Below are 19,494 nucleotides of genomic sequence, written 5' to 3'. Positions count from 1 at the left end.
CCGTGTGTGTCAGACTGCGGCCATGCAGACCACTCCTGGATCCGCCACCGTTCCAAGCTTGTTGCCGCACTTATGGAAATCCACGCTGGTATCGGGAATCCTGTCGCTGATCGTCGGCGCGGTGATCCTCGCGTGGCCGGGAATCACCATTCTCACCGCCGCCGTCGCGTTCGGCGTCTACCTGTTGATCACCGGTGTCGCACAGGTGGTGTTCGCGTTCAGCCTGCACGTCTCGGCGGGCAGCCGCATCCTGCTGTTCATCAGCGGGGCGGCGTCACTGATCTTGGCGGTCTTGGCGTTTCGCCATTTCGGTCAGGGCTACGCGGTGTTGTTGCTGGCCATCTGGATCGGCATCGGGTTCATCTTCCGCGGGGTCGGGACGACGGTCTCGGCCCTCAGCGACCCAGCGCTGCCCGGACGCGGCTGGTCGATTTTCGTCGGCGTGATCAGCCTGCTCGCCGGGATCGTGGTTCTGGCGTCGCCGTTCGCGTCGATCGTCACCCTGGCGCTGGTGGTCGGCGTGTGGTTCGTGGTGATCGGCGTCTTCGAGATCGTGTCGTCGTTCGGCATCCGCAAGGCGTCCAAACAACTCAGCGGGCAAGGCATAGCGCCGGTCTGACCTAACTACTACACTTTGTCGTAGCGAGCCGTAGTCTCAGGGGAGATGACAATGAATGTCGTCGACATTTCGCGGTGGCAGTTCGGTATCACGACCGTCTACCACTTCATTTTCGTGCCGCTCACCATCGGGCTGGCTCCCCTGCTCGCCATCATGCAGACGGTGTGGGTGGCCACGGGCAATGCGGCGTGGTATCGCCTCACCAAGTTCTTCGGCAAGTTGTTCCTGATCAACTTCGCCATCGGCGTGGCCACGGGAATCGTTCAGGAATTTCAGTTCGGGATGAACTGGAGCGAGTACTCCCGGTTCGTCGGCGACATCTTCGGCGCCCCGCTGGCCATGGAAGGCCTGTTCGCCTTCTTCTTCGAATCCACCTTCATCGGCCTGTGGATCTTCGGCTGGAACCGGCTGCCGCGGCTGGTGCACCTGGCCTGCATCTGGATCGTCGCGATCGGCGTGAACGTGTCCGCGTTCTTCATCATCGTGGCGAACTCGTTCATGCAGCACCCGGTCGGCGCGCACTACAACCCGGCGACGCACCGTGCCGAGCTGGATAGCATCTCCGCGTTGCTGAGCAATAACACTGCGCGCGCGGCGTTTACGCACACCGTCACCGGGGCGCTGCTGACCGCCGGGACGTTCGTCGCCGCCGTCAGCGCGTGGTGGCTGATCCGCTCGGGAAAACCCGCGTCCGCCGTTCCCGAAGCGGACGCCCGCACCGTGTTTCGCCCCGCAGCCATCCTGGGCTGTTGGGTGGTGCTGCTCGCCGCCGTCGGCCTGTTCTTCACCGGCGACCGCCAGGGCAAGCTGATGTTCGTTCAGCAGCCGATGAAGATGGCGTCGGCGGAATCGTTGTGCAGCACCGAAACCGATCCCAACTTCTCCATCCTGACCGTCGGCACGCACAACAACTGCGACAGCATCACCCGCGTGATCGAGGTGCCCTACGTGCTGCCGTTCCTGGCCGAGGGCAAGACCGGAGGCGTCACGCTGCAGGGGGTGCGCAACATCCAGCAGGACTTCGAGCACCGATTCGGGCCCAACGACTACCGTCCCAACCTGTTCGTCACCTACTGGTCGTTCCGCGCGATGATCGGGTTCCTCGCCGTTCCGCTGTTGTTCGCGCTGGCGACGTTGTGGTTCACCCGGGGTGGCCGGGCGCCGAACCAGCGCTGGTTCTCCTGGGCGGCGCTGCTCACCATTCCCACACCGTTCCTGGCCAACATCTCCGGGTGGGTGTTCACCGAAATGGGCCGCCAGCCATGGATTGTCGTCCCGAACCCGACCGGCGATCAGCAGGTTCGGTTCACCGTTCACGAGGCCGTCTCCCACCTCGCCCCCGGCATGGTCGTCACCTCCCTGGTGACCTTCACCCTCGTCTACGCGGTGCTGGCGGTCATCTGGTTCTGGCTGCTCAAGCGCTACATCGTCGAAGGCCCGCAGGAACACGACGCGGAACCGGCACCGCCTCGCGCACCCAGCGACGACGAGGTGGCCCCGCTTTCGTTCGCGTATTAAGGAGCTGACCGGTGGCATTGCAACAGTTGTGGTTCGGCATCATCGGATTGCTGTTCCTCGGTTTCTTCATCCTGGAGGGTTTCGACTTCGGCGTCGGCATGTTGATGGAGCCGTTCGCCCGGGCCGGCATCGGCGAGCCGGAACTGCAACGGCGCACGGTGCTCAACACCATCGGCCCGGTGTGGGACGGCAACGAGGTCTGGCTGATCACCGCCGGCGCGGCGATGTTCGCCGCGTTTCCCGGCTGGTACGCCACGGTGTTCTCGACGCTGTATCTCCCCCTGCTGGCGATCCTGTTCGGCATGATCCTGCGCGCGGTGGCCATCGAGTGGCGCGGCAAGGTCGACGACACGAAATGGCGCGGCTGGGCCGATTTCGGGATCGCCGCCGGGTCTTGGCTGCCCGCGGTGTTGTGGGGCGTGGCGTTCGCCATCCTGGTCCGCGGGCTGCCGGTGGACGCCGCCGGTCACATCCACCTGTCGATCACCGACGTGCTCAACGCCTACACGCTGCTGGGCGGCCTGGCCACCGCGGGACTGTTCCTGCTCTACGGCGCGGTGTTCGTCGCCTTGAAGACCTCGGGCACGATCCGCGACGAGGCGCACCGATTCGCGGTGCGGCTGTCGCTTCCGGTGACCGGACTGGTTGCGGCGTTTGGGCTTTGGACGCAGCTGGCCCACGGCAAGGGCTGGACGTGGCTGGTGCTGGGGGTTGCTGTCGTCGCGCAGCTGGCCGCCGTGTTGTTGGTGTGGCGGCGCGCTTCGGACGGGTGGGCGTTCGCCTGCACGGCGCTGGTGGTCGCCGCCGTCGTCATCCTGCTGTTCGGCTCGCTGTATCCGAACCTGGTGCCCTCGACGCTGAACAGCCAATGGAACGTGACGATCTACAACGCCTCGTCGACCCCCTACACCCTCAAGATCATGACGTGGGTGACCGCGATCATGGCGCCGCTGACGGTCGTCTACCAGGCGTGGACGTATTGGGTGTTCCGGCAACGGATCTCGTCCGACCGGATACCGCCGTCCATCGGCCTGGCGAGGCGTCCGTCCTGAGCAGCCGGGCACCGCTGGACCCGCGGCTGTGGCGGGCATCGACCGCGTTGCGGCGCTACCTGCTCGCCAGCGTGGCCTGCGGAGTCGTGATCTCGGGCTGCGCGATCGGTTCGGCGATCGTGCTGGCGAGCACCGTCGCGCGCATCGTCGGCGATCCCGCCGCGCGCGGCCTGCGTTCCTGGCTGGCGCCGCTGTCGATCCTGTTGGCGCTGTGGGTGTTTCGCACGGTGACGCAGTGGCTGCAGGCCCGCCTGGGTCAGCGGGGCTCGAGCGCGGTCATCGCCGACCTCAACGGCCAGGTGCTCGCGGCGGTGACCGCGCGCCAGCCACGCGAACTCGCCGCCCAACGCGACGCCGCCGCGGTCGTGGTCACCCGCGGGCTCGACGGGTTGCGCCCGTACTTCGCGGGCTACCTGCCGACCCTGCTGCTCGCCGCGATCCTGACCCCCGCGACCGTCGCCGTGATCGCCGCCTATGACCTGAAATCGGCGGTGATCGTGGCGATCACGCTGCCCCTGATCCCGATCTTCATGGTCTTGATCGGCATCGCAACCGCCGACCGCTCGGCGGCGGCGCTGGCGGCCATGACGACCCTGCAGGCCCGATTGCTGGACCTGATCGCCGGCATCCCGACGCTGCGGGCGCTGGGACGCGGCCGGGGCCCCGAACAGCGGATCGCCGAACTGGCAGCCGCCCATCGGCGCTCGACGATGGCGACGCTGCGGATCGCCTTCCTGTCCGCGCTGGTGCTCGAATTGCTGGCCACCCTGGGCGTCGCGCTGATCGCGGTCGGTATCGGCCTGCGCCTGGTCTTCGGCGAGATGACCCTGACCACCGGGCTGACGGTGCTGCTGCTGGCGCCCGACGTCTACTGGCCACTGCGCCGCATCGGCGTGGAATTCCATGCCGCGCAGGACGGTAGGACCGCCGCCGACAAGGCGTTCGCCCTCATCGGCGAGCCGGCCGGCCCCACAGCGCGTAGCGGGACGGTGAGCGCGCGCGGCGGCGAGATCGGCGTGGAAAACCTCAGCGTGGCGGGCCGGGACGGCAACGCGCCGCGCGATCTGACCGCGGTCATCGAACCCGGCCGGGTGACGGTGCTGACCGGGCCCAACGGCGCCGGCAAGAGCACCGCGCTGCAGGCGATCGCCGGGATCACCGTGCCGTCCGCGGGCCGGGTCACCGTGGCCGGAGCCGACGTCACCGACCTGGACCCGGCCGCATGGTGGCGGCAGCTGTCCTGGCTGCCGCAGCGCCCGGTGCTGGTCCCCGGCACCGTGCGCGACAACCTGCTCCTACTGGGACCGGTGACCGACCTCGAGGGGGGCTGTGCCGCATCCGGTTTCGACGCAGTACTGGCCGAACTGCCCGACGGGATGAACACCCTCCTCGGGCGCGGGGGCGTCGGGCTGTCGCTGGGACAGCGGCAGCGGCTCGGCCTCGCGCGGGCGCTGGGGTCGGCGGCCCCGGTGCTGCTCCTCGACGAGCCCACCGCGCACCTGGACGCGCGCACCGAGCAGCGGGTCCTGCGGGCCATCGTCGAGCGGGCGCGCGCCGGCGCGACGGTGGTTGTCGTCGGCCATCGCGAGCCCGTCGTCGCGATCGGTGACCGGGTGGTCCGGGTGGCCGCGGAGGCCGGGGTCGATCATGCCGCGGTCTGATCCCGCGGCGATCGCGAGCGCGGCGAGGCCGGGCGATGCGGGTCGCCGCCAGACAGCGCTGTTGGACGCGTTCATGCTGCTGCGCCCGCGGGTCCCGCGGATGTTGGCGGCCATCGCGCTCGGCGTGCTGTCGCTGGGCAGCGCCCTTGCCCTGGCCGGGTTTTCGGCGTGGCTGATCACGCGGGCCTGGCAGATGCCGCCCGTGCTGGATCTGTCCATCGCCGTCGTCGCGGTGCGCACGTTCGCGATTTCGCGGGGCGTGCTGCACTACTGCGAGCGGCTGGCCACCCACGACACCGCGCTGCGCGCGGCCGGCACGGCCCGAGCGCAGGTCTATCGCCGGCTCGCCCGCGGACCCGCGGCGTCCGCCGTCCGGCTGCACAGCGGCGAGCTGGTGGCCCGGGTGGGCGCCGACGTCGACGAGCTGGCCAACGTCCTGGTGCGCGCCGTGGTGCCGATCGCCGTCGCGGTGGTGCTCGGCTTGGCGGCGACCGCGGTGATCGCGGTCATTTCGGCGCCCGCCGCGGCGGTGCTGGCGGTGTGCCTGCTCGTCGCCGGCTTCGTTGCGCCGCGGCTGGCCGGTCGGGCCGCCGCGGCGCAGGAAGAGCTTGCCCGCCAACACCATTCGGATCGCGACATATCGGCGATGATCGCCCTCGAGCACGCCCCGGAGCTGCGCGTCGCCGGCGCCTTGTCCGACGTCATCGCCGATGCGCAGCGCCGCCAACGCGACTGGGCCGGCGCCCTCGACGCCGCGGCGCGACCGGCCGCCATCGCCGAGGCGATGCCCACCGCGGCGATCGGGGCCAGCATGTTGGGCGCGGTGGTGGCCGGCATCGCGCTGGCGCACACGGTCGCGCCCACCACCCTGGCCGTGCTGATGTTGTTGCCGCTGTCCGCGTTCGAGGCGACGACGCCGCTGCCCGCCGCCGCGGTCCAGCTGACGCGGTCGCGGATCGCCGCGCGGCGCCTGCTGGAGCTGGCTCCCCCCGAGCGCCCGGCCGGGCCCGGCGAGGCGGTGCCCGCTCGCGGCACGCTTTCCGCCGACGTCCGCTCCGGCCACGACGGCGCGTCGCGAGCGGTCCCGGTGCGGCTCGACCTGCCGCCGGGCGCGCGGCTGGCCATCACCGGCGCCAGCGGTTCGGGCAAGACCACGCTGCTGATGACGCTCGCCGGGCTGATCCCCCCGCTCGACGGGCGCGTGACGCTGGACGGAACCGACGTCAGCCGCTTCGACGAAGACGAACTACACAGGGCCGTCAGCTTTTTCGCCGAGGACGCGCACGTGTTCGCCACCACCGTCCGGGACAACCTGCTGGTGGCCCGCGGCGACTGCAACGACGACGAGCTGACGGCGGCGCTCGACGCGGTCGGCCTCGGCGGGTGGCTCGCCGGCCTGTCCGAAGGGCTGTCGACCGTGCTGACCGGTGGCGCCCAGGCGCTCTCGGCGGGCCAGCGCAGGCGCCTGCTGCTGGCCCGCGCCGCGCTTGCGCCGGCCCGCATCGTGCTGCTCGACGAGCCAACCGAGCACCTCGACGCGGTCGACGCCGAGCGGATCCTGCGCGAACTGCTGGGTCCGAAATCCACTCTGATGCCGGCGGAGCGAACCGTCGTGGTGGCAACTCACCACTTGCCCAACGGGATTGGCTGTCGCGAACTGCGGCTCACAGGTGACGACGACGCGGCGTGAACTCCAGCGTCAGCAACACCACCACCAGGGGGAGCAGCTGGGTCATCGAGATCACCGCGTAGCGCCGGGCGTGCATGGCGTGGAACTTGCGCACGTACCGGAACAACGATTCCAGCGCGATCAGCGGGTCGAGAATGTGGATCAACCGGTAAAAGACGCGCTGGACCCGACCGCGATCCTTGTCCTCGAAGATCTCGGGAAACGCTGCGAACGACAGCGATAACCGCTGCGCGCCAGCGTCTTTGGCGGCCATGATCATGTCGACGCTGAGCCGCTCGTCGATGCCGTTCGGCGATCCGCGGCGACGCCACGGGACGTCGAGGCTGACATCGCTGCCACCGCCGGCGGTCGCGTAGCGGTGGAAGCCCTGCACGCGCCCCTCGGCGTCCCGGGCGATGATGAGCTTGATTCCGGGGAAGCGGCCCTCCAACACACCGTCGAGGTTCATGTAGAAGCCGCGATCGTGGTGGGCGCCGCTGGGGGAAGCACGCACCACGTCGGTCAGCTCCGCGAGCAGCTTGTCGTCGAGTTGCTGCTCGTCCACGATTTCGGTGGTGATGCCGAAGTTGTGCGTGCGCTGCACGGCCTGACGCAGGTTGCGGAACTTGCGGCCCACCATCTCGAAATCGGCAACGTCGACGACCACGTCGCGGCCGATCGGTATGGCGCGCAGTGATTGCCCGATGACGGCGGGGTCGCGCCACAACTCGAGTCGGCGCTCGCTGCAGCCCACCACCGCGATCCGCCAGCCGCGGGTGTGACACATGGCGGCGAAGTCCGCGACCAACTCGGGGAATTTCGCTTCGTCACCGATGGGGTCGCCGCCGACCGCGGCGTATCCCAGCCGGGTCCGATACGCCAGCGCGGCGGTCCCGTCGGCGGTGAAGTGGTAGCACTTGCCCGTCTGCATGGCGAAGGGCGCCAGCGGATCGTCGGCGGTGACATCGATCAACGACCACACCCGGGGCAGGTCAGCGGCTCGCGGATGCGCCGACGTCGGCCACATCAACACGATCCCGGACCCGACGATCAGCACGTCGCCCAGCAGGTCGAAGGACAACACGTGCGCGCCCAGGCCCGCCAGGACGAAAAGCGCGGCGGCGGTGGCGTGCAGCGTCGTCACCGGGCGGCCGAGGAAGATGCCGCGGGCGATGAACGCCACCGCGCCCAGCACCGTCAGCGACCAGCCCAGCCGGTCGCTGTAGTGCCAATCCGGCTGCTGGTGGTGTCGGGCGAGAATGACAACCAGCCAGCCCGCCGCACAGAGCAGGGCCAACGCCCCGACCCAGCGGGCTGCTCGTGAATCGACATGGACGACAACGCGTTCTCGGGCGCGGGGCTTCGCTGCGACGTCGACCGGTCCGTTCACCTTCACCTCCCGATGCGATTACTCACGTCGGCAGTTTGTTCCCGCCATTCGCACCGAATACCCGGCTGATTCGAACTTACGCCCGATTGCGGCCGCGGTGGGCCCAAATCAGGCGGTCTTCCTGCGGGTATGCCGTACTGTGACCTGTCTATCGCTGGGAGGGCGGGAAATATAACAGCAGGCCCTCCTGCGCCACCGTGGCGATCGCTTGGCCGGCCGGGTCGAAAAAGTGCCCGGTGCCCAGCCCGCGCGAATCCGCGGCCACCGGCGACGTCGTGGAGTACAGCACCCAGTCGTTGAAGTTGACCTGCCGGTGAAACCACACCGAGTGGTTGGCGGACGCGGCGAAGATCCGGTCGAACCCCCACGACAGCCCGTGGGTGGTGATGACCGAGTCCAGCACCGTGGTGTCCGAGGAGAACAGCATGGTCGCGGTGTGCAGCACCGGGTCCTCGGGCAGCGCACCCATTGCCTTCATCCAGACCCTGTTGTGCGGCAGCCGCTCGCCCTTGTCGCGCATGACCCAGGAGGGATCGTTGGTGAAGCGCCATTCGATCGGCTGCAGGGCGTTGACGAAGTGCGGGACGACCTTTTCGTAGCCACGCAGTAGCTCGCCGAGCGACGGTTGCGTATGGGGCTGCGCCACCTGCGGCGGGTCGACGGCGTGCTCGAGGCCGGGGCCGCCCGACATGTACGAGATCAGCGCCGAGGACAACACGATGCCGTCCTGTACCGCGTCGACGCGCCGGTTGGCGAAGCGCCGCTCGTCGCGCAGCCGCGTCACGTGGAATTCGATGTCCTTGGCGGTGTCTCCGCCGTTGATGAAGTGCACGGACAGCGCGCTGGGCGGCAGGCCATCCTGGGTCAGCGTGCGGCTGCTGGCGACGAACGACTGCGCCATGAGCTGCCCGCCGAAGGTACGCATCGGGTTCTTGGTGGGATGGGATCCGACGAACCGGTCCTCAGCGACCCGGTGGAGGTCGAGTATCGCCAGCAGTTCCTCGAAATCAGAATTGGTGCTGATCGCGGCCTCTCCTCTGGGTCTTTGCGCTAGACGTCGTCCTCCCCGATCCGGTGCACGTGGATCAGATTTGTCGACCCTACTGTGCCGGGTGGCGCGCCGGCGACGATCACCACCAGATCGCCGCGCTTGTAGCGACCGAGCTCGAGCAGCGACTTGTCAACCTGGCGGATCATGCCGTCGGTCGATGTCATCATCGGGACGATAAAGGTCTCGGTGCCCCAGGTCATGGCGAGCTGGCTGCGCACCTCGGGCCACGCGGTGAAGGCGAGCAGCGGCAGCGGGGTGTGCAGGCGCGCCAGCCGCTTGACGGTGTCACCCGATTGGGTGAAGGCGACCAAGGCTTTCGCGTCGAGCCGCTCGCCGATGTCGCGGGCGGCGTAGGAGATCACGCCTCGTTTGGTGCGCGGCACATGCGTCAACGGCGGCGCGGCCGTGGAGTTCTCCTCGACCGCGCACACAATGCGCGACATCGTCCGGACCGCCGCCATCGGGTACTTGCCCACCGACGTCTCCCCCGACAGCATCAACGCGTCGGCGCCGTCGAGCACGGCATTGGCGACGTCGGAGGCCTCGGCTCGCGTGGGCCGCGAATTCTCGATCATCGAGTCGAGCATCTGGGTCGCCACGATGACGGGTTTCGCGTTCTCCCTGGCGATTTGGATGGCCCGCTTCTGCACCAGCGGAACCTCTTCGAGCGGCAGCTCGACGCCCAAGTCGCCGCGGGCCACCATGATGGCGTCGAACGCCAGGACGATGGCTTCCAGGTTGTCGACGGCTTCGGGCTTTTCCAGTTTGGCGATCACCGGTACCCGCCGCCCGACCCGGTCCATCACCTCGTGCACCAGCTCGACGTCGGACGGCGAGCGCACGAAGGACAACGCGACCAGGTCGACACCGAGATCCAACGCGAACGCGAGATCCTCGATGTCCTTCTCCGACAAGGCCGGAGCGGTCACATTCATCCCCGGCAGCGACATACCCTTGTTGTTGCTGACCGGACCGCCTTCGGTGACGGTGCAGATCACGTCGTCGCCGTCGATCCCTGAAACGACCAGTCCGATGTTGCCGTCGTCGACCAGCACCCGGTCACCGACCACGGCGTCCGTCGACAGCCTCTTGTAGGTGGTCGACACCCGGTCGTGGGTGCCTTCGCAGTCCGCGACGGTGATGCACACGGTTTCGCCGTCGGCCCAATACGTGGACCCCGTGGCGAATCGCCCCAGCCGGATCTTCGGGCCCTGCAGGTCGGCGAGGACACCGACCGCGCGGCCTGTGGTGTCGGAAGCGGCCCTTACCCGCTCGTAGGCGGCCTTGTGGTCGGCGTAGTCGCCATGGCTGAAGTTCAACCGGGCGACGTCCATTCCGGCCTCTACCAGCGCCAGAATCAGTTCGTCGGAGTTTGTTGCCGGGCCCAAAGTGCAGACGATCTTTCCGCGTCTACTCACGGCGAACCAGCATAGTCGTGCGCGGCGGGGGCAGCCCGAGTTAACCGATAGGACGCAGCGCGGCTACCCGCTGAGGACGGTCGGAACCAGGGGGAAACCCGGCAGGTTGCGCAGCACCGTCCACGCGATCGCCACGGCTGTGACCGTCGCCACCGCCGGCGTCGACAGCACCGACTGGCCGCGCCGGCGGCGCAGCAGAATCCAACCGGCGAGCGCCGGGATAGCAAACAGGAGGAACACGTTGTCGTTGATGGTGGACATCAGGTCACCGTGCAGCAGGTCATGCGTCATGCGAAGGCCACCGCACAGGGGGCAATTCCAGCCGGTGAGCCACTTGAACGGGCAGAGCGGATAGACCGAATGCGTGTTGTGCGGATCGACCAGCGCGACGTAACCGACGGCGCCGGCCAGCAGCGCGCCGGTGCCCGCCGCGGCGTACGTCCGGTTCACGTTCTCAACCTTAGTGCGCCGAACGTCGACTCGTTGCGGCGAAAGCCGCGTATTTCGCGCCACAACCCGACGTTCGCCGCTAGCGGTCCCGTCGGTTTCGCAGTCGGAAGCTCAATCGCCTCTGTGGTGGCTTGCCGGCTTCGGCGTCCCGCTCGGGTTCCGAGTCTGCCTCGGGCTCTTCGTCTTTGGGCTCGGCGGGCTCGGGCTCGGCTTCAAGGTCTTCGGCTTCGGGTTCGGCAACCTCGGCCTCCTCGGCCTCCGTCGCGACGGCCTCCGCCTCGGCGGCCGCTGCGGACTCCGCGGCCTCCGGCTCCGCGGGCTCGCTTTCCTCCGCCTCCGCCACGGCGGCCTCGGCCGCCGCGACCTCGGGTTCCGCCGCCTCGGCCTCGTCGGCCTCCGGTTCTTCCGTCTCGGTCTCTTCGGCTTGCGGCTCCTCAGCCTCGGTCTCTTCCGCTTCGGCCTCTTGCTCTTCGGATTCGGGTTCCGCGCCCTGGGCTACTTCGGTTTCGGCCTCGGCGGCCTCGGCGTCTTTCGCTTCCGGCTCCTCAGCCTCGGTCTCTTCCGCTTCGGCCTCTTGCTCTTCGGATTCGGGTTCCGCGCCCTGGGCTACGTCGGTTTCGGCCTCGGCGGCCTCGGCGTCTTCGGTTTCGGCCTGGGCGGCTACCGGTTCCGCCGACATAGCCGCTACCGTTTCGGGCTCTGCGGTCACCGTCTCCGGGACTTCGGCCTCGGCTTTCACGGTCTCGGCCTCGGCTTCCGCCTCGACGGGCTGCACCGGTTTCGACCGCCTGCCCGGAATCAGCCTTTTCGCCCTCTTCCCCGCCGCCAAGGCGCCGGCGACCGCGGCCGCCGCCACGACGGAAGCGCCGGTTATCGGCTCGGGTTCCGGCTCGGTTTGCGGCTTGGGCGCCGGCGCATCGTCGGGCACTGGATAGTCGGTGTGCAGGCTCGCGGGGTCTTCGCGGCCCTTGGGCGCCAGGATGATGTACACCACGGCCCCGATGAACACGAAAGTCGATGTGAAGACGTTGATCCGGATCCCGGCGATGAGCGTGGCCGTGTCGTTCCGCATCAGCTCGACGCCGAAGCGCCCGACACAGTAGCCGGCGACATACAGCGCAAACAGCCGCCCGTGACCGAAATTGAACCGCCGGTCCACGTAGATCAAGACGGCGAAAAGCACCACGTTCCAGATCAATTCGTACAGGAACGTCGGGTGCACCACGAACGCGACCTGCCCGGTCGAGACGCCGTCGAGCGAATGCGGGTCGACGTAACCGGACGGGTCTCGCCGGTAGAAGATCTGCAAACCCCACGGCACGGTGGTTTCCCGGCCGTAGAGCTCTTGGTTGAAGTAGTTGCCGAGCCGACCGATGGCCTGCGCCAGGATGATTCCCGGTGCGATGGCGTCGCCGAAGGCGGGCACCGGAATTCCGCGACGCCGGCAGGCGATCCACGCGCCGACGCCGCCGAGCGCGACCGCGCCCCAGATGCCCAGGCCGCCGTCCCAGATTCGCAGCGCCGCGCCGAACCCGGCGCCGCCCGGGCCCCAATAGGTCCGCCAGTCGGTGGCGAGGTGATACAGCCGGCCGCCGAGCAACCCGAACGGCACCGCCCACAGCGCAATGTCGTAGATGACGCCGCGCTGGCCCCCGCGGGCCTCCCAGCGCCGGTCGCCGATCATCAGCGCGACCACGATGCCGGTGATGATGAACAGCGCGTAGGCGCGAATGGGCAGCGGCCCGAGGTGCCACACACCCCGCGCCGGGCTGGGGAAATACGCCAGCAGGTGCGTCACGGGGCGCCCGCCCGTTGCCGCACGCCGGTGGCCAGCTCCTCGGTCAGCGCGCGCAGCGCGGGTAGGCCGCCGTCGCCCAACGCCGACACCAGCGCGGACCCGACGATGACACCGTCGGCGTAGCCGCCGATCTGCGCCGCCTGCTCCCGCGACCGCACCCCCAGGCCGACGCCGACGGGGATGTCGGACACCTCCCTGACCCGGCGCACCAGCTCGGGCGCGGCGTGCGACACCGCGTCCCGCGCCCCGGTGACCCCCATCGTCGAGGCCGCGTAGACGAAGCCGCGCGATGCCTCGACCGTGGTCGCCAGCCGCTCCGGCGTCGAGGAGGGCGCGACCAGGAAGATGCGATCCAGCCGATGCGCGTCGGAGGCGGCCAGCCACTGCCCGGCTTCGTCGGGGATGAGGTCGGGGGTGATCAGGCCGTGCCCGCCGGCCGCCGCCAGATCCCGAGCGAACGCGTCAACGCCGTAGCGCAGCACCGGATTCCAGTACGTCATGACGACCGCACGGCCGCCGGCCGCGCTGATCGCGTCGACCGCGGCCAGGGTGTCCCGGACCCGCACGCCCCCGTGCAGCGCGGCCTCGGTCGCCCGAGCGATCGTCGGGCCGTCCATGCCCGGATCCGAGTACGGCACGCCGACTTCGATGATGTCGCAACCGGATTCGACGAGGGCAACCATCGCGCCGATCGAGGTGGCCACATCGGGGTAGCCCGTCGGCAGGTAACCGATCAGCGCCGCGCGGTTGTCCCCGCGGCAGGACTCGAAAGCCGGGCCCAGCCGGCTCGCCTGGCTCTGTTGCACAGTCATTGCTCGTCTGGCCCCAAAATGCCGAACCACTTCGCGGCCGTCGCGACGTCCTTGTCGCCGCGGCCCGACAGGTTGACCACGATGATCGCGCCGCTGCCCAATTCAGCGCCGAGCCGCAGCGCCCCGGCCACCGCGTGCGCCGATTCGATGGCCGGGATGATGCCTTCGGTGCGGCACAGCAGGCCGAAGGCGTCCATCGCCTCGGCGTCGGTGATGGGCCGGTACTCGGCGCGTCCAGTTTCCCTGAGCCAGGCGTGTTCGGGGCCCACGCCGGGATAGTCCAGACCCGCTGAGATCGAATGGGATTCGATCGTCTGGCCGTCCTCGTCCTGCAGCAGGTAGGAGAACGATCCCTGGAACGCCCCGGGCGAACCGCCGCTGAATGTCGCCGCATGCCTGCCCGTCTCGACGCCGTCGCCGGCCGCCTCGAATCCGATTAGCCGCACGCCGGGATCGTCGATGAAGGCGTGAAAGATCCCGATCGCGTTGGATCCCCCGCCGATGCAGGCGGTGACCGCATCGGGTAGCCGGCCCGCCTGCACCTGGATCTGCACGCGCGTCTCCAGGCCGATGACGCGCTGGAAGTCGCGGACCATGGTGGGGAACGGATGCGGTCCGGCCGCGGTGCCGAAGCAGTAGTACGTGTTGTCGGCGTTGGTGACCCAGTCGCGGAACGCCTCGTTGATGGCGTCCTTGAGCGTGCGGGAACCGGATTCCACCGAGACGACCTCGGCGCCCAGCAGCCGCATCCGGGCCACGTTGAGCGCCTGCCGGGCGGTGTCGACGGCGCCCATGTAGACCACGCAATCGAGTCCGAGCAACGCGCACGCGGTGGCCGTGGCCACGCCGTGCTGCCCGGCCCCGGTCTCGGCGATCACCCGGTTCTTGCCCATCCGCTTGGCCAGCAGCGCCTGGCCGAGCACGTTGTTGATCTTGTGAGAACCGGTGTGGTTCAAGTCTTCTCGCTTGAGGAACAGCCGCGCCGAGCCGGCGTGCTCGGACAGGCGGGTGGCCTCGTACAGCGGCGACGGCCGACCGGTGTAGTTGGCCTGCAACTCGTCGAGGGTGTCGAGGAAGTCGGGGTTGACGCGTTCCTTCTCGTAGGCGGCGGTGACCTCTTCGATCACCGCCATCAGCGCCTCGGCGACGTAGCGGCCGCCATAACCACCGGCGCCGCCGAAATGACCACCCGGATCGGGGTCGTGGCGGGTGGGTTCGGCGATGGCCGCACTCGAAAGCGGAAGCTCCGGGCGGGACTGATCTACCATCACCAATTCTCGGCGCGGGGACAGCTCATCGGCGGCTAGCGCGACGGTTTGGGGCAGGACGGATGGGTGCCCGCGGTGACCAGGTCGGCGACCGCCGCGCGCGGGTCGCCGCTTTTGACCAGACCCTCGCCGACCAGAACCGCGTCGGCGCCGGCGCCGGCGTAGGCCAGCAGGTCCCCGGTGCCGCGCACACCGGATTCGGCGATCCGGATCACGTTGCTGGGCAGTCCCGGCGCGATGCGGGCGAAGCAATCGCGGTCCACTTCCAGCGTCGCGAGGTCGCGGGCGTTGACACCGATCACGTTGGCACCCGCCTTCAGCGCCCGGTCGGCCTCTTCCTCGGTGTGCACTTCGACCAAGGCGGTCATGCCGAGCGATTCGGTGCGGTCCAGCATCGACACCAACGCCGACTGTTCCAGCGCGGCGACGATCAGCAACAGCATGTCGGCGCCGTGCGCGCGCGCCTCGTGGATCTGGTAGGGCTGCACCACAAAGTCTTTGCGCAGCACCGGGATTGACACCGCGGCGCGCACCACGTCAAGGTCGTCCAGCGAGCCGCGGAAACGCCGCTCCTCGGTCAGCACGCTGATGATCCGGGCGCCGCCGTCCTCGTAGGCCTGGGCCAGCTTCGCCGGATCGGCAATGGGCGCTAGCGAACCCGCCGACGGGCTGGCGCGCTTCACCTCCGCGATGACGCCGATACCCGGCTCGCGCAAGGCGGCCATCACGTCCAGCGGTGGTGGCGCCGCCGCGGCGGCCGCCTTGATTTCGGTCAGGCTGACAACGGCTTCGCGCGCGGCAACGTCGGCCCGGACTCCCTCGAGGATGGAGTCAAGCACGGATGCCGGACTCATGCCTGTCGTTCCCTTCCACTGCCATCACGCTGTCGCCACGATTACTTAGCCGATTTCGATGACGTGAATGAAGGGTAGCGACCTTCACTGCACGGCCCGTCACCGACCCTCGGTGTCGGACTCGCGGGCCCGATCGGTCGGGTCACGTCCCTCGTCAAGCGCATCCCAGATCATCCGCTCCGACATATCTGACACCTCCGGCTTTTCGCTGCCCTCCAGCATCGCCCCGCCGGCGTCTTCGCGTCGCGTATTCGATCGGCGGGTCGCGGGCGCGGCGTATTTTGTTGCGCTTCCGCGGGCCGTCGAAGCCGACCGCATCAACAGGACGGCCGCGGCCAGCGTGCACACCGCGGCGGCGACCGCGATCCCGGCCCCCCAGTACCGCCGCTCGCTTCCCACCAGGAACATCACCGGGATACGCGCCAGGTCGGCGCCGCGCACTCCCACGTCGGGAATCGCCCACAAGCTGACCCCGAGATAGCCGACCGCGAGGCTGACCACGGCCAGCAGCCCCGCCAGCACCCGCAGCGGCCAGCCGCGCACGGCGAGTGCCGCCACGGCGGTGGCCAGCAGGAGCAGCGCCAACGGCAGCAGCGCCGACGACCACGTCGCGCCCGACAGCGTCACCTGCTTCGGCTGGCCCAGCCCGTCGAACGAGCGGACTACCACCCACGGCAGCCGCGACGCCGCCCACAGCGCCGCCGCGGCCGCCATCAGCAGCAGCTGGGCGACGACGATCGTGATCCGTCCGGCTCGGGCCGGACGCGCATCAGCCATTGCGGCCCGGTGGCGGCGCCGTCAGCGTCTCGGCGGCCGCGATCGCGTTGAGCACCGCCCGCGCCTTGTTCGAGGCCTCCGTGTATTCGTAGGGGCCGTTGGAATCGGCCACCACGCCACCGCCGGCCTGCACGAAGGCGGTGCCGTCGCGCATCAGCGCGGTGCGGATGGCGATCGCGAAGTCGGCGTTGCCGGCGAAGTCGAGGTAGCCGACCACGCCGCCGTAGAGGCCACGGCGCGTCTTCTCCACCTCTTCGATCAGCTCCATGGCCCGCACCTTGGGCGCACCCGACAGCGTGCCGGCCGGGAAGCAGGCCGTCACCGCGTCCAGCGCGGACCGGCCCTCGCCGAGCTTCCCGGTCACGGTCGACACCAGGTGCATGACGTGGCTATAGCGTTCGATGTGGCTGTAGTCGTCGACGCGCACGGTGCCCGGCGTGCAGACGCGGCCGAGGTCGTTGCGGCCCAGGTCCACCAGCATCAGATGCTCGGCCCGCTCCTTGTCGTCGGCCAGCAGTTCCTTTTCCAGCAGCTGATCCTCTTCGTCGGTCTGCCCACGCCAGCGGGTTCCGGCGATCGGATGCGTCCTGGCCCAGCCGTCGGCGACGGTGACCAGCGCCTCCGGGCTGGATCCGACGATCGAAAAGTCCGTTGCCCCAGCGCTATTGGGCACGTGCAGCAGATACATGTACGGGCTGGGGTTGGTGGCCCGCAGCATCCGGTACACGTCGATGGGATCGACGCGGGTGTCCATCTCGAAGCGCTGCGAGGGCACCACCTGAAAGGCCTCGCCGGCGGCGATCTGCTCGACGAGGTAGTCGACGATCTTGCCGTACTCCTCGACGGTGCGCTGCGCCCGGAACCGGGGCTCCGGCTTGCCGAACGTGGCCACCGTCGACGGCAGCGGCTGACCCAACGCGCTGGTCATCACGTCGAGCCGGGCGACCGCGTCGTCGTAGGCCGCATCGACCCGCTCGTCGGTGCCGTTCCAGTTCACGGCGTTGGCGATCAGCGTGATGGTGCCCTCGTGGTGGTCGACGGCCGCCAGGTCGGTGGCCAGCAGCAGCACCATGTCGGGCAACCGCAGGTCGTCGACGGCCAGCTCGGGCAGCCGCTCCAGGCGGCGCACCAGGTCGTAGGCGAAGAATCCGACCATGCCGCCCGACAGCGGAGGCAGCCCCGGCATCGCGGCCGTGGCCAGCAGCTCAAGGGTGTCGCGCAGCGCGCGCAGCGGGTCCCCGCCCGTCGGCGCGTCCTGCGGCACGGCGCCCAGCCACACCGCCTCGCCGTCGCGCACGGTCAGCGCCGACGGCGCTCCCGCGCCCACGAACGACCACCGCGACCAGGACCGGCCGTTCTCGGCGGATTCGAGCAGGAACGTGCCGGGCCGGTTCGCGGCGAGTTTGCGGTAGGCCGAGAGCGGAGTTTCGCTGTCGGCCAAGACCTTGCGGGTCACCGGAACGACGCGGTGCTCCGCCGCGAGATGGCGGAACTCCTCCCGTGACGTGGTGGCGGCGAGGTGGGCGTGCACCGACCCATCCTCCCAGATCGGTCGGTGAGGCGATCGGGCGTAGCGTGACGCCCATGAAACCTGGTGACACCGTGGCCGACTTCGAGCTTCCCGACCAGACGGGCACCCCCCGCAAGCTCACCGCCCTACTCGCCGACGGGCCCGTGGTCCTGTTCTTCTACCCCGCCGCGATGACGCCCGGCTGCACCAAGGAGGCGTGCCACTTCCGCGACCTGGCCTCGGAATTCGCCGCCGTGGGGGCCAACCGGGTCGGCATCAGCGCCGATCCCGTGGAGAAGCAGGCCAAGTTCGCCGACCTGCGAAAGTTCGACTACCCGCTGCTGTCGGACACCGAGGGCAGCGTCGCCACGCAGTTCGGCGTCAAGCGCGGGCTGCTGGGCAAGCTGATGCCGGTCAAGCGCACCACTTTCGTCATCGACACCGATCGCAGGGTGCTCGACGTGATCGCCAGCGAATTCAGCATGGACACCCACGCCGACAAGGCGCTTCAGACGCTGCGGGCGCGGTCTTCCGCGTAGCGCGTCAGGGGATCACCGCCAAGAAGATGTACGCGGCGAGCAACACCAGGTGCACCTCGCCCTGCAGCCGTGTGGCCCGGCCGGGCACCACGGTCAACATGCTGATCACGACCGTCAGCGCGAGCAGAACCAGCTGGGTGGGCGCCAGGCCGAGCACCAGCGGGCCTTTGAGCCAGATGCTCGCCAGCGCGATGGCCGGGATGGTCAGCCCGATGCTGGCCATCGCCGAGCCGTAGGCCAGGTTCAGGCTCGTCTGGATGCGACCACGCCGCGCCGCACGCACCGCCGCGATCGTCTCGGGCAGCAGCACCAGCATCGCGATCACCACCCCGACGAACGTCTGGGGGAACCCGGCGGCCGTCACCAGGCGTTCGACCGCCGGCGATTCCTGTTCGGCCAGGCCCACCACGGCGACGAGCGCGACCAGCAGCAGCACGAGGCTGGTCAGTGCCGCACGGGCGGTCGGCGGGTCGGCGTGGTGCTCGTCCTCCTCGAACAGCCGTTTTTGGCCCCGCTGCGCGACGGGGAGGAAAAAGTCGCGATGCCGGATCGTTTGGGTGAAGACGAACAGCAGGTACAGCAGCAGCGACGCGACCGCGGCGAAGATGAGCTGCCCGGGCGAGAACTCCTTGTCCGGATGGCTGATGGTGAACGCGGGCAGGGCGAGGCTGAGCGTTGCCAACGTGGTGAGCGTGGCCAACGCGGCCCCGCTGCCCTCGGCGTTGAACAACGTCACGCCGTACCGGCGCGAGCCCCACAACAGCGACAAACCCGCGATCCCGTTGGTGGTGATCATGAACGCGGCGAACGCGGTGTCGCGGGCCAGCGTGGCCGCCTCGTTGCCGCCGGATGCCATCAGCTCGACGATGAGGGCCACCTCGATGACCGTCACCGCGCCCGCGAGCACCAGGGACCCGAACGGTTCGCCGACGCGCGCCGCGACCACCTCCGCGTGCTGCACGGCGGCCAGCACGGCACCGATCAACAGCACGGCCTGCAGCGCGACCAGCGCCGGTCCCAGGTGCTCGTCCCAGGTGGCCGTCAGCACGACGACGGCGACCAGCGGCACCACCGCGGTCCAGGACGTCCAGGGCAGCCGTTTCAACAT

The 19,494-nt window shown here is 69.2% G+C and carries 17 protein-coding genes; 6 read left to right on the top strand and 11 right to left on the bottom strand.

What is annotated here, in order from left to right:
• The first annotated feature begins 4 nt into the window (after nucleotides 1–4).
• The 5 genes from A5787_RS00945 to cydC are packed head-to-tail and all read left to right on the top strand — an operon-like array spanning nucleotide 5 to nucleotide 6,540.
• Nucleotides 5–619, top strand: coding sequence for an HdeD family acid-resistance protein (locus A5787_RS00945; RefSeq protein WP_156763700.1), 615 nt, complete (start codon nucleotides 5–7; stop codon nucleotides 617–619).
• A 51-nt stretch (nucleotides 620–670) separates the two neighbouring features.
• Nucleotides 671–2,137, top strand: a complete 1,467-nt coding sequence (locus A5787_RS00940; RefSeq protein ID WP_066960269.1) for a cytochrome ubiquinol oxidase subunit I — start codon at nucleotides 671–673, stop codon at nucleotides 2,135–2,137.
• Nucleotides 2,138–2,148: 11 nt separating this feature from the next.
• Nucleotides 2,149–3,189 carry a cytochrome d ubiquinol oxidase subunit II gene (gene cydB / locus A5787_RS00935; protein ID WP_066960267.1) on the top strand — a complete coding sequence of 347 codons (1,041 nt, stop codon included), beginning with the start codon at nucleotides 2,149–2,151 and terminating at the stop codon, nucleotides 3,187–3,189.
• 47 nt (nucleotides 3,190–3,236) lie between these two features.
• A complete protein-coding gene (gene cydD, locus A5787_RS00930; protein ID WP_066960264.1) occupies nucleotides 3,237–4,850 on the top strand; it encodes a thiol reductant ABC exporter subunit CydD in 1,614 nt (537 codons plus the stop codon).
• Nucleotides 4,837–6,540, top strand: a complete 1,704-nt coding sequence (cydC, locus tag A5787_RS00925; protein WP_369829065.1) for a thiol reductant ABC exporter subunit CydC — start codon at nucleotides 4,837–4,839, stop codon at nucleotides 6,538–6,540. Before cydD ends, cydC begins: the two co-directional genes overlap by 14 nt.
• Here the strand turns inward: cydC and A5787_RS27945 are convergent.
• The 10 genes from A5787_RS27945 to A5787_RS00875 form a co-directional block, all read right to left on the bottom strand.
• Entirely contained in the window at nucleotides 6,515–7,909 is a 1,395-nt protein-coding gene (locus A5787_RS27945) for a bifunctional lysylphosphatidylglycerol flippase/synthetase MprF (protein WP_066960316.1), read from the bottom strand. The two genes, cydC and A5787_RS27945, sit on opposite strands and share 26 nt — an antisense overlap.
• A 148-nt stretch (nucleotides 7,910–8,057) precedes the next feature.
• Entirely contained in the window at nucleotides 8,058–8,933 is an 876-nt protein-coding gene (locus tag A5787_RS00915) for an acyl-CoA thioesterase II (RefSeq protein ID WP_066960261.1), read from the bottom strand.
• Nucleotides 8,934–8,959: 26 nt separating this feature from the next.
• Nucleotides 8,960–10,378: a pyruvate kinase gene (pyk, locus tag A5787_RS00910; protein WP_066960258.1), complete on the bottom strand. Its 1,419-nt coding sequence runs from the start codon at nucleotides 10,376–10,378 to the stop codon at nucleotides 8,960–8,962.
• A gap of 63 nt (nucleotides 10,379–10,441) precedes the next feature.
• Complete coding sequence (locus tag A5787_RS00905; RefSeq protein WP_066960255.1) at nucleotides 10,442–10,828, bottom strand: DUF2752 domain-containing protein; 387 nt, start codon at nucleotides 10,826–10,828, stop codon at nucleotides 10,442–10,444.
• Between the two features lie 79 nt (nucleotides 10,829–10,907).
• A complete protein-coding gene (locus tag A5787_RS00900; protein WP_066960251.1) occupies nucleotides 10,908–12,626 on the bottom strand; it encodes a prolipoprotein diacylglyceryl transferase in 1,719 nt (572 codons plus the stop codon).
• Complete coding sequence (gene trpA, locus A5787_RS00895) at nucleotides 12,623–13,438, bottom strand: tryptophan synthase subunit alpha (protein WP_066960248.1); 816 nt, start codon at nucleotides 13,436–13,438, stop codon at nucleotides 12,623–12,625. Before trpA ends, A5787_RS00900 begins: the two co-directional genes overlap by 4 nt.
• Nucleotides 13,435–14,706, bottom strand: coding sequence for a tryptophan synthase subunit beta (gene trpB / locus A5787_RS00890; protein WP_066960244.1), 1,272 nt, complete (start codon nucleotides 14,704–14,706; stop codon nucleotides 13,435–13,437). The genes trpA and trpB overlap by 4 nt, the downstream gene beginning before the upstream one ends.
• A gap of 35 nt (nucleotides 14,707–14,741) precedes the next feature.
• Complete coding sequence (gene trpC, locus A5787_RS00885; protein ID WP_066960242.1) at nucleotides 14,742–15,560, bottom strand: indole-3-glycerol phosphate synthase TrpC; 819 nt, start codon at nucleotides 15,558–15,560, stop codon at nucleotides 14,742–14,744.
• 99 nt (nucleotides 15,561–15,659) lie between these two features.
• A complete protein-coding gene (locus A5787_RS00880) occupies nucleotides 15,660–16,337 on the bottom strand; it encodes a TIGR02234 family membrane protein (RefSeq protein WP_066960237.1) in 678 nt (225 codons plus the stop codon).
• A complete protein-coding gene (locus A5787_RS00875) occupies nucleotides 16,330–17,868 on the bottom strand; it encodes an anthranilate synthase component I (protein WP_066960236.1) in 1,539 nt (512 codons plus the stop codon). The genes A5787_RS00880 and A5787_RS00875 overlap by 8 nt, the downstream gene beginning before the upstream one ends.
• Nucleotides 17,869–17,921: 53 nt before the next feature.
• On the opposite strand from A5787_RS00875, the gene A5787_RS00870 reads away from it, so the two are divergent.
• Nucleotides 17,922–18,386, top strand: coding sequence for a peroxiredoxin (locus A5787_RS00870; protein ID WP_066960235.1), 465 nt, complete (start codon nucleotides 17,922–17,924; stop codon nucleotides 18,384–18,386).
• A 4-nt stretch (nucleotides 18,387–18,390) separates the two neighbouring features.
• Here A5787_RS00870 and A5787_RS00865 read toward each other — a convergent pair whose 3' ends face one another.
• Complete coding sequence (locus A5787_RS00865; protein ID WP_066960234.1) at nucleotides 18,391–19,494, bottom strand: calcium:proton antiporter; 1,104 nt, start codon at nucleotides 19,492–19,494, stop codon at nucleotides 18,391–18,393.

Origin of the sequence: Mycobacterium sp. 852002-50816_SCH5313054-b, from assembly GCF_001667185.1 — a bacterium.
GTDB lineage: Bacteria > Actinomycetota > Actinomycetes > Mycobacteriales > Mycobacteriaceae > Mycobacterium.
This window is presented reverse-complemented; position numbering and strand designations above follow the sequence as displayed.

Bases quoted from the DNA above. Each gene is read 5' to 3' on its own strand.
- A5787_RS00940 (WP_066960269.1), top strand. From the start codon at position 671: ATGAATGTCGTCGACATTTCGCGGTGGCAGTTCGGTATCACGACCGTC.
- cydC (WP_369829065.1), top strand. From the start codon at position 4,837: ATGCCGCGGTCTGATCCCGCGGCGATCGCGAGCGCGGCGAGGCCGGGC.
- trpA (WP_066960248.1), bottom strand. From the start codon at position 13,438: ATGACTGTGCAACAGAGCCAGGCGAGCCGGCTGGGCCCGGCTTTCGAG.
- trpB (WP_066960244.1), bottom strand. From the start codon at position 14,706: ATGGTAGATCAGTCCCGCCCGGAGCTTCCGCTTTCGAGTGCGGCCATC.
- trpC (WP_066960242.1), bottom strand. From the start codon at position 15,560: ATGAGTCCGGCATCCGTGCTTGACTCCATCCTCGAGGGAGTCCGGGCC.
- A5787_RS00880 (WP_066960237.1), bottom strand. From the start codon at position 16,337: ATGGCTGATGCGCGTCCGGCCCGAGCCGGACGGATCACGATCGTCGTC.
- A5787_RS00870 (WP_066960235.1), top strand. From the start codon at position 17,922: ATGAAACCTGGTGACACCGTGGCCGACTTCGAGCTTCCCGACCAGACG.
- A5787_RS00865 (WP_066960234.1), bottom strand. From the start codon at position 19,494: ATGTTGAAACGGCTGCCCTGGACGTCCTGGACCGCGGTGGTGCCGCTG.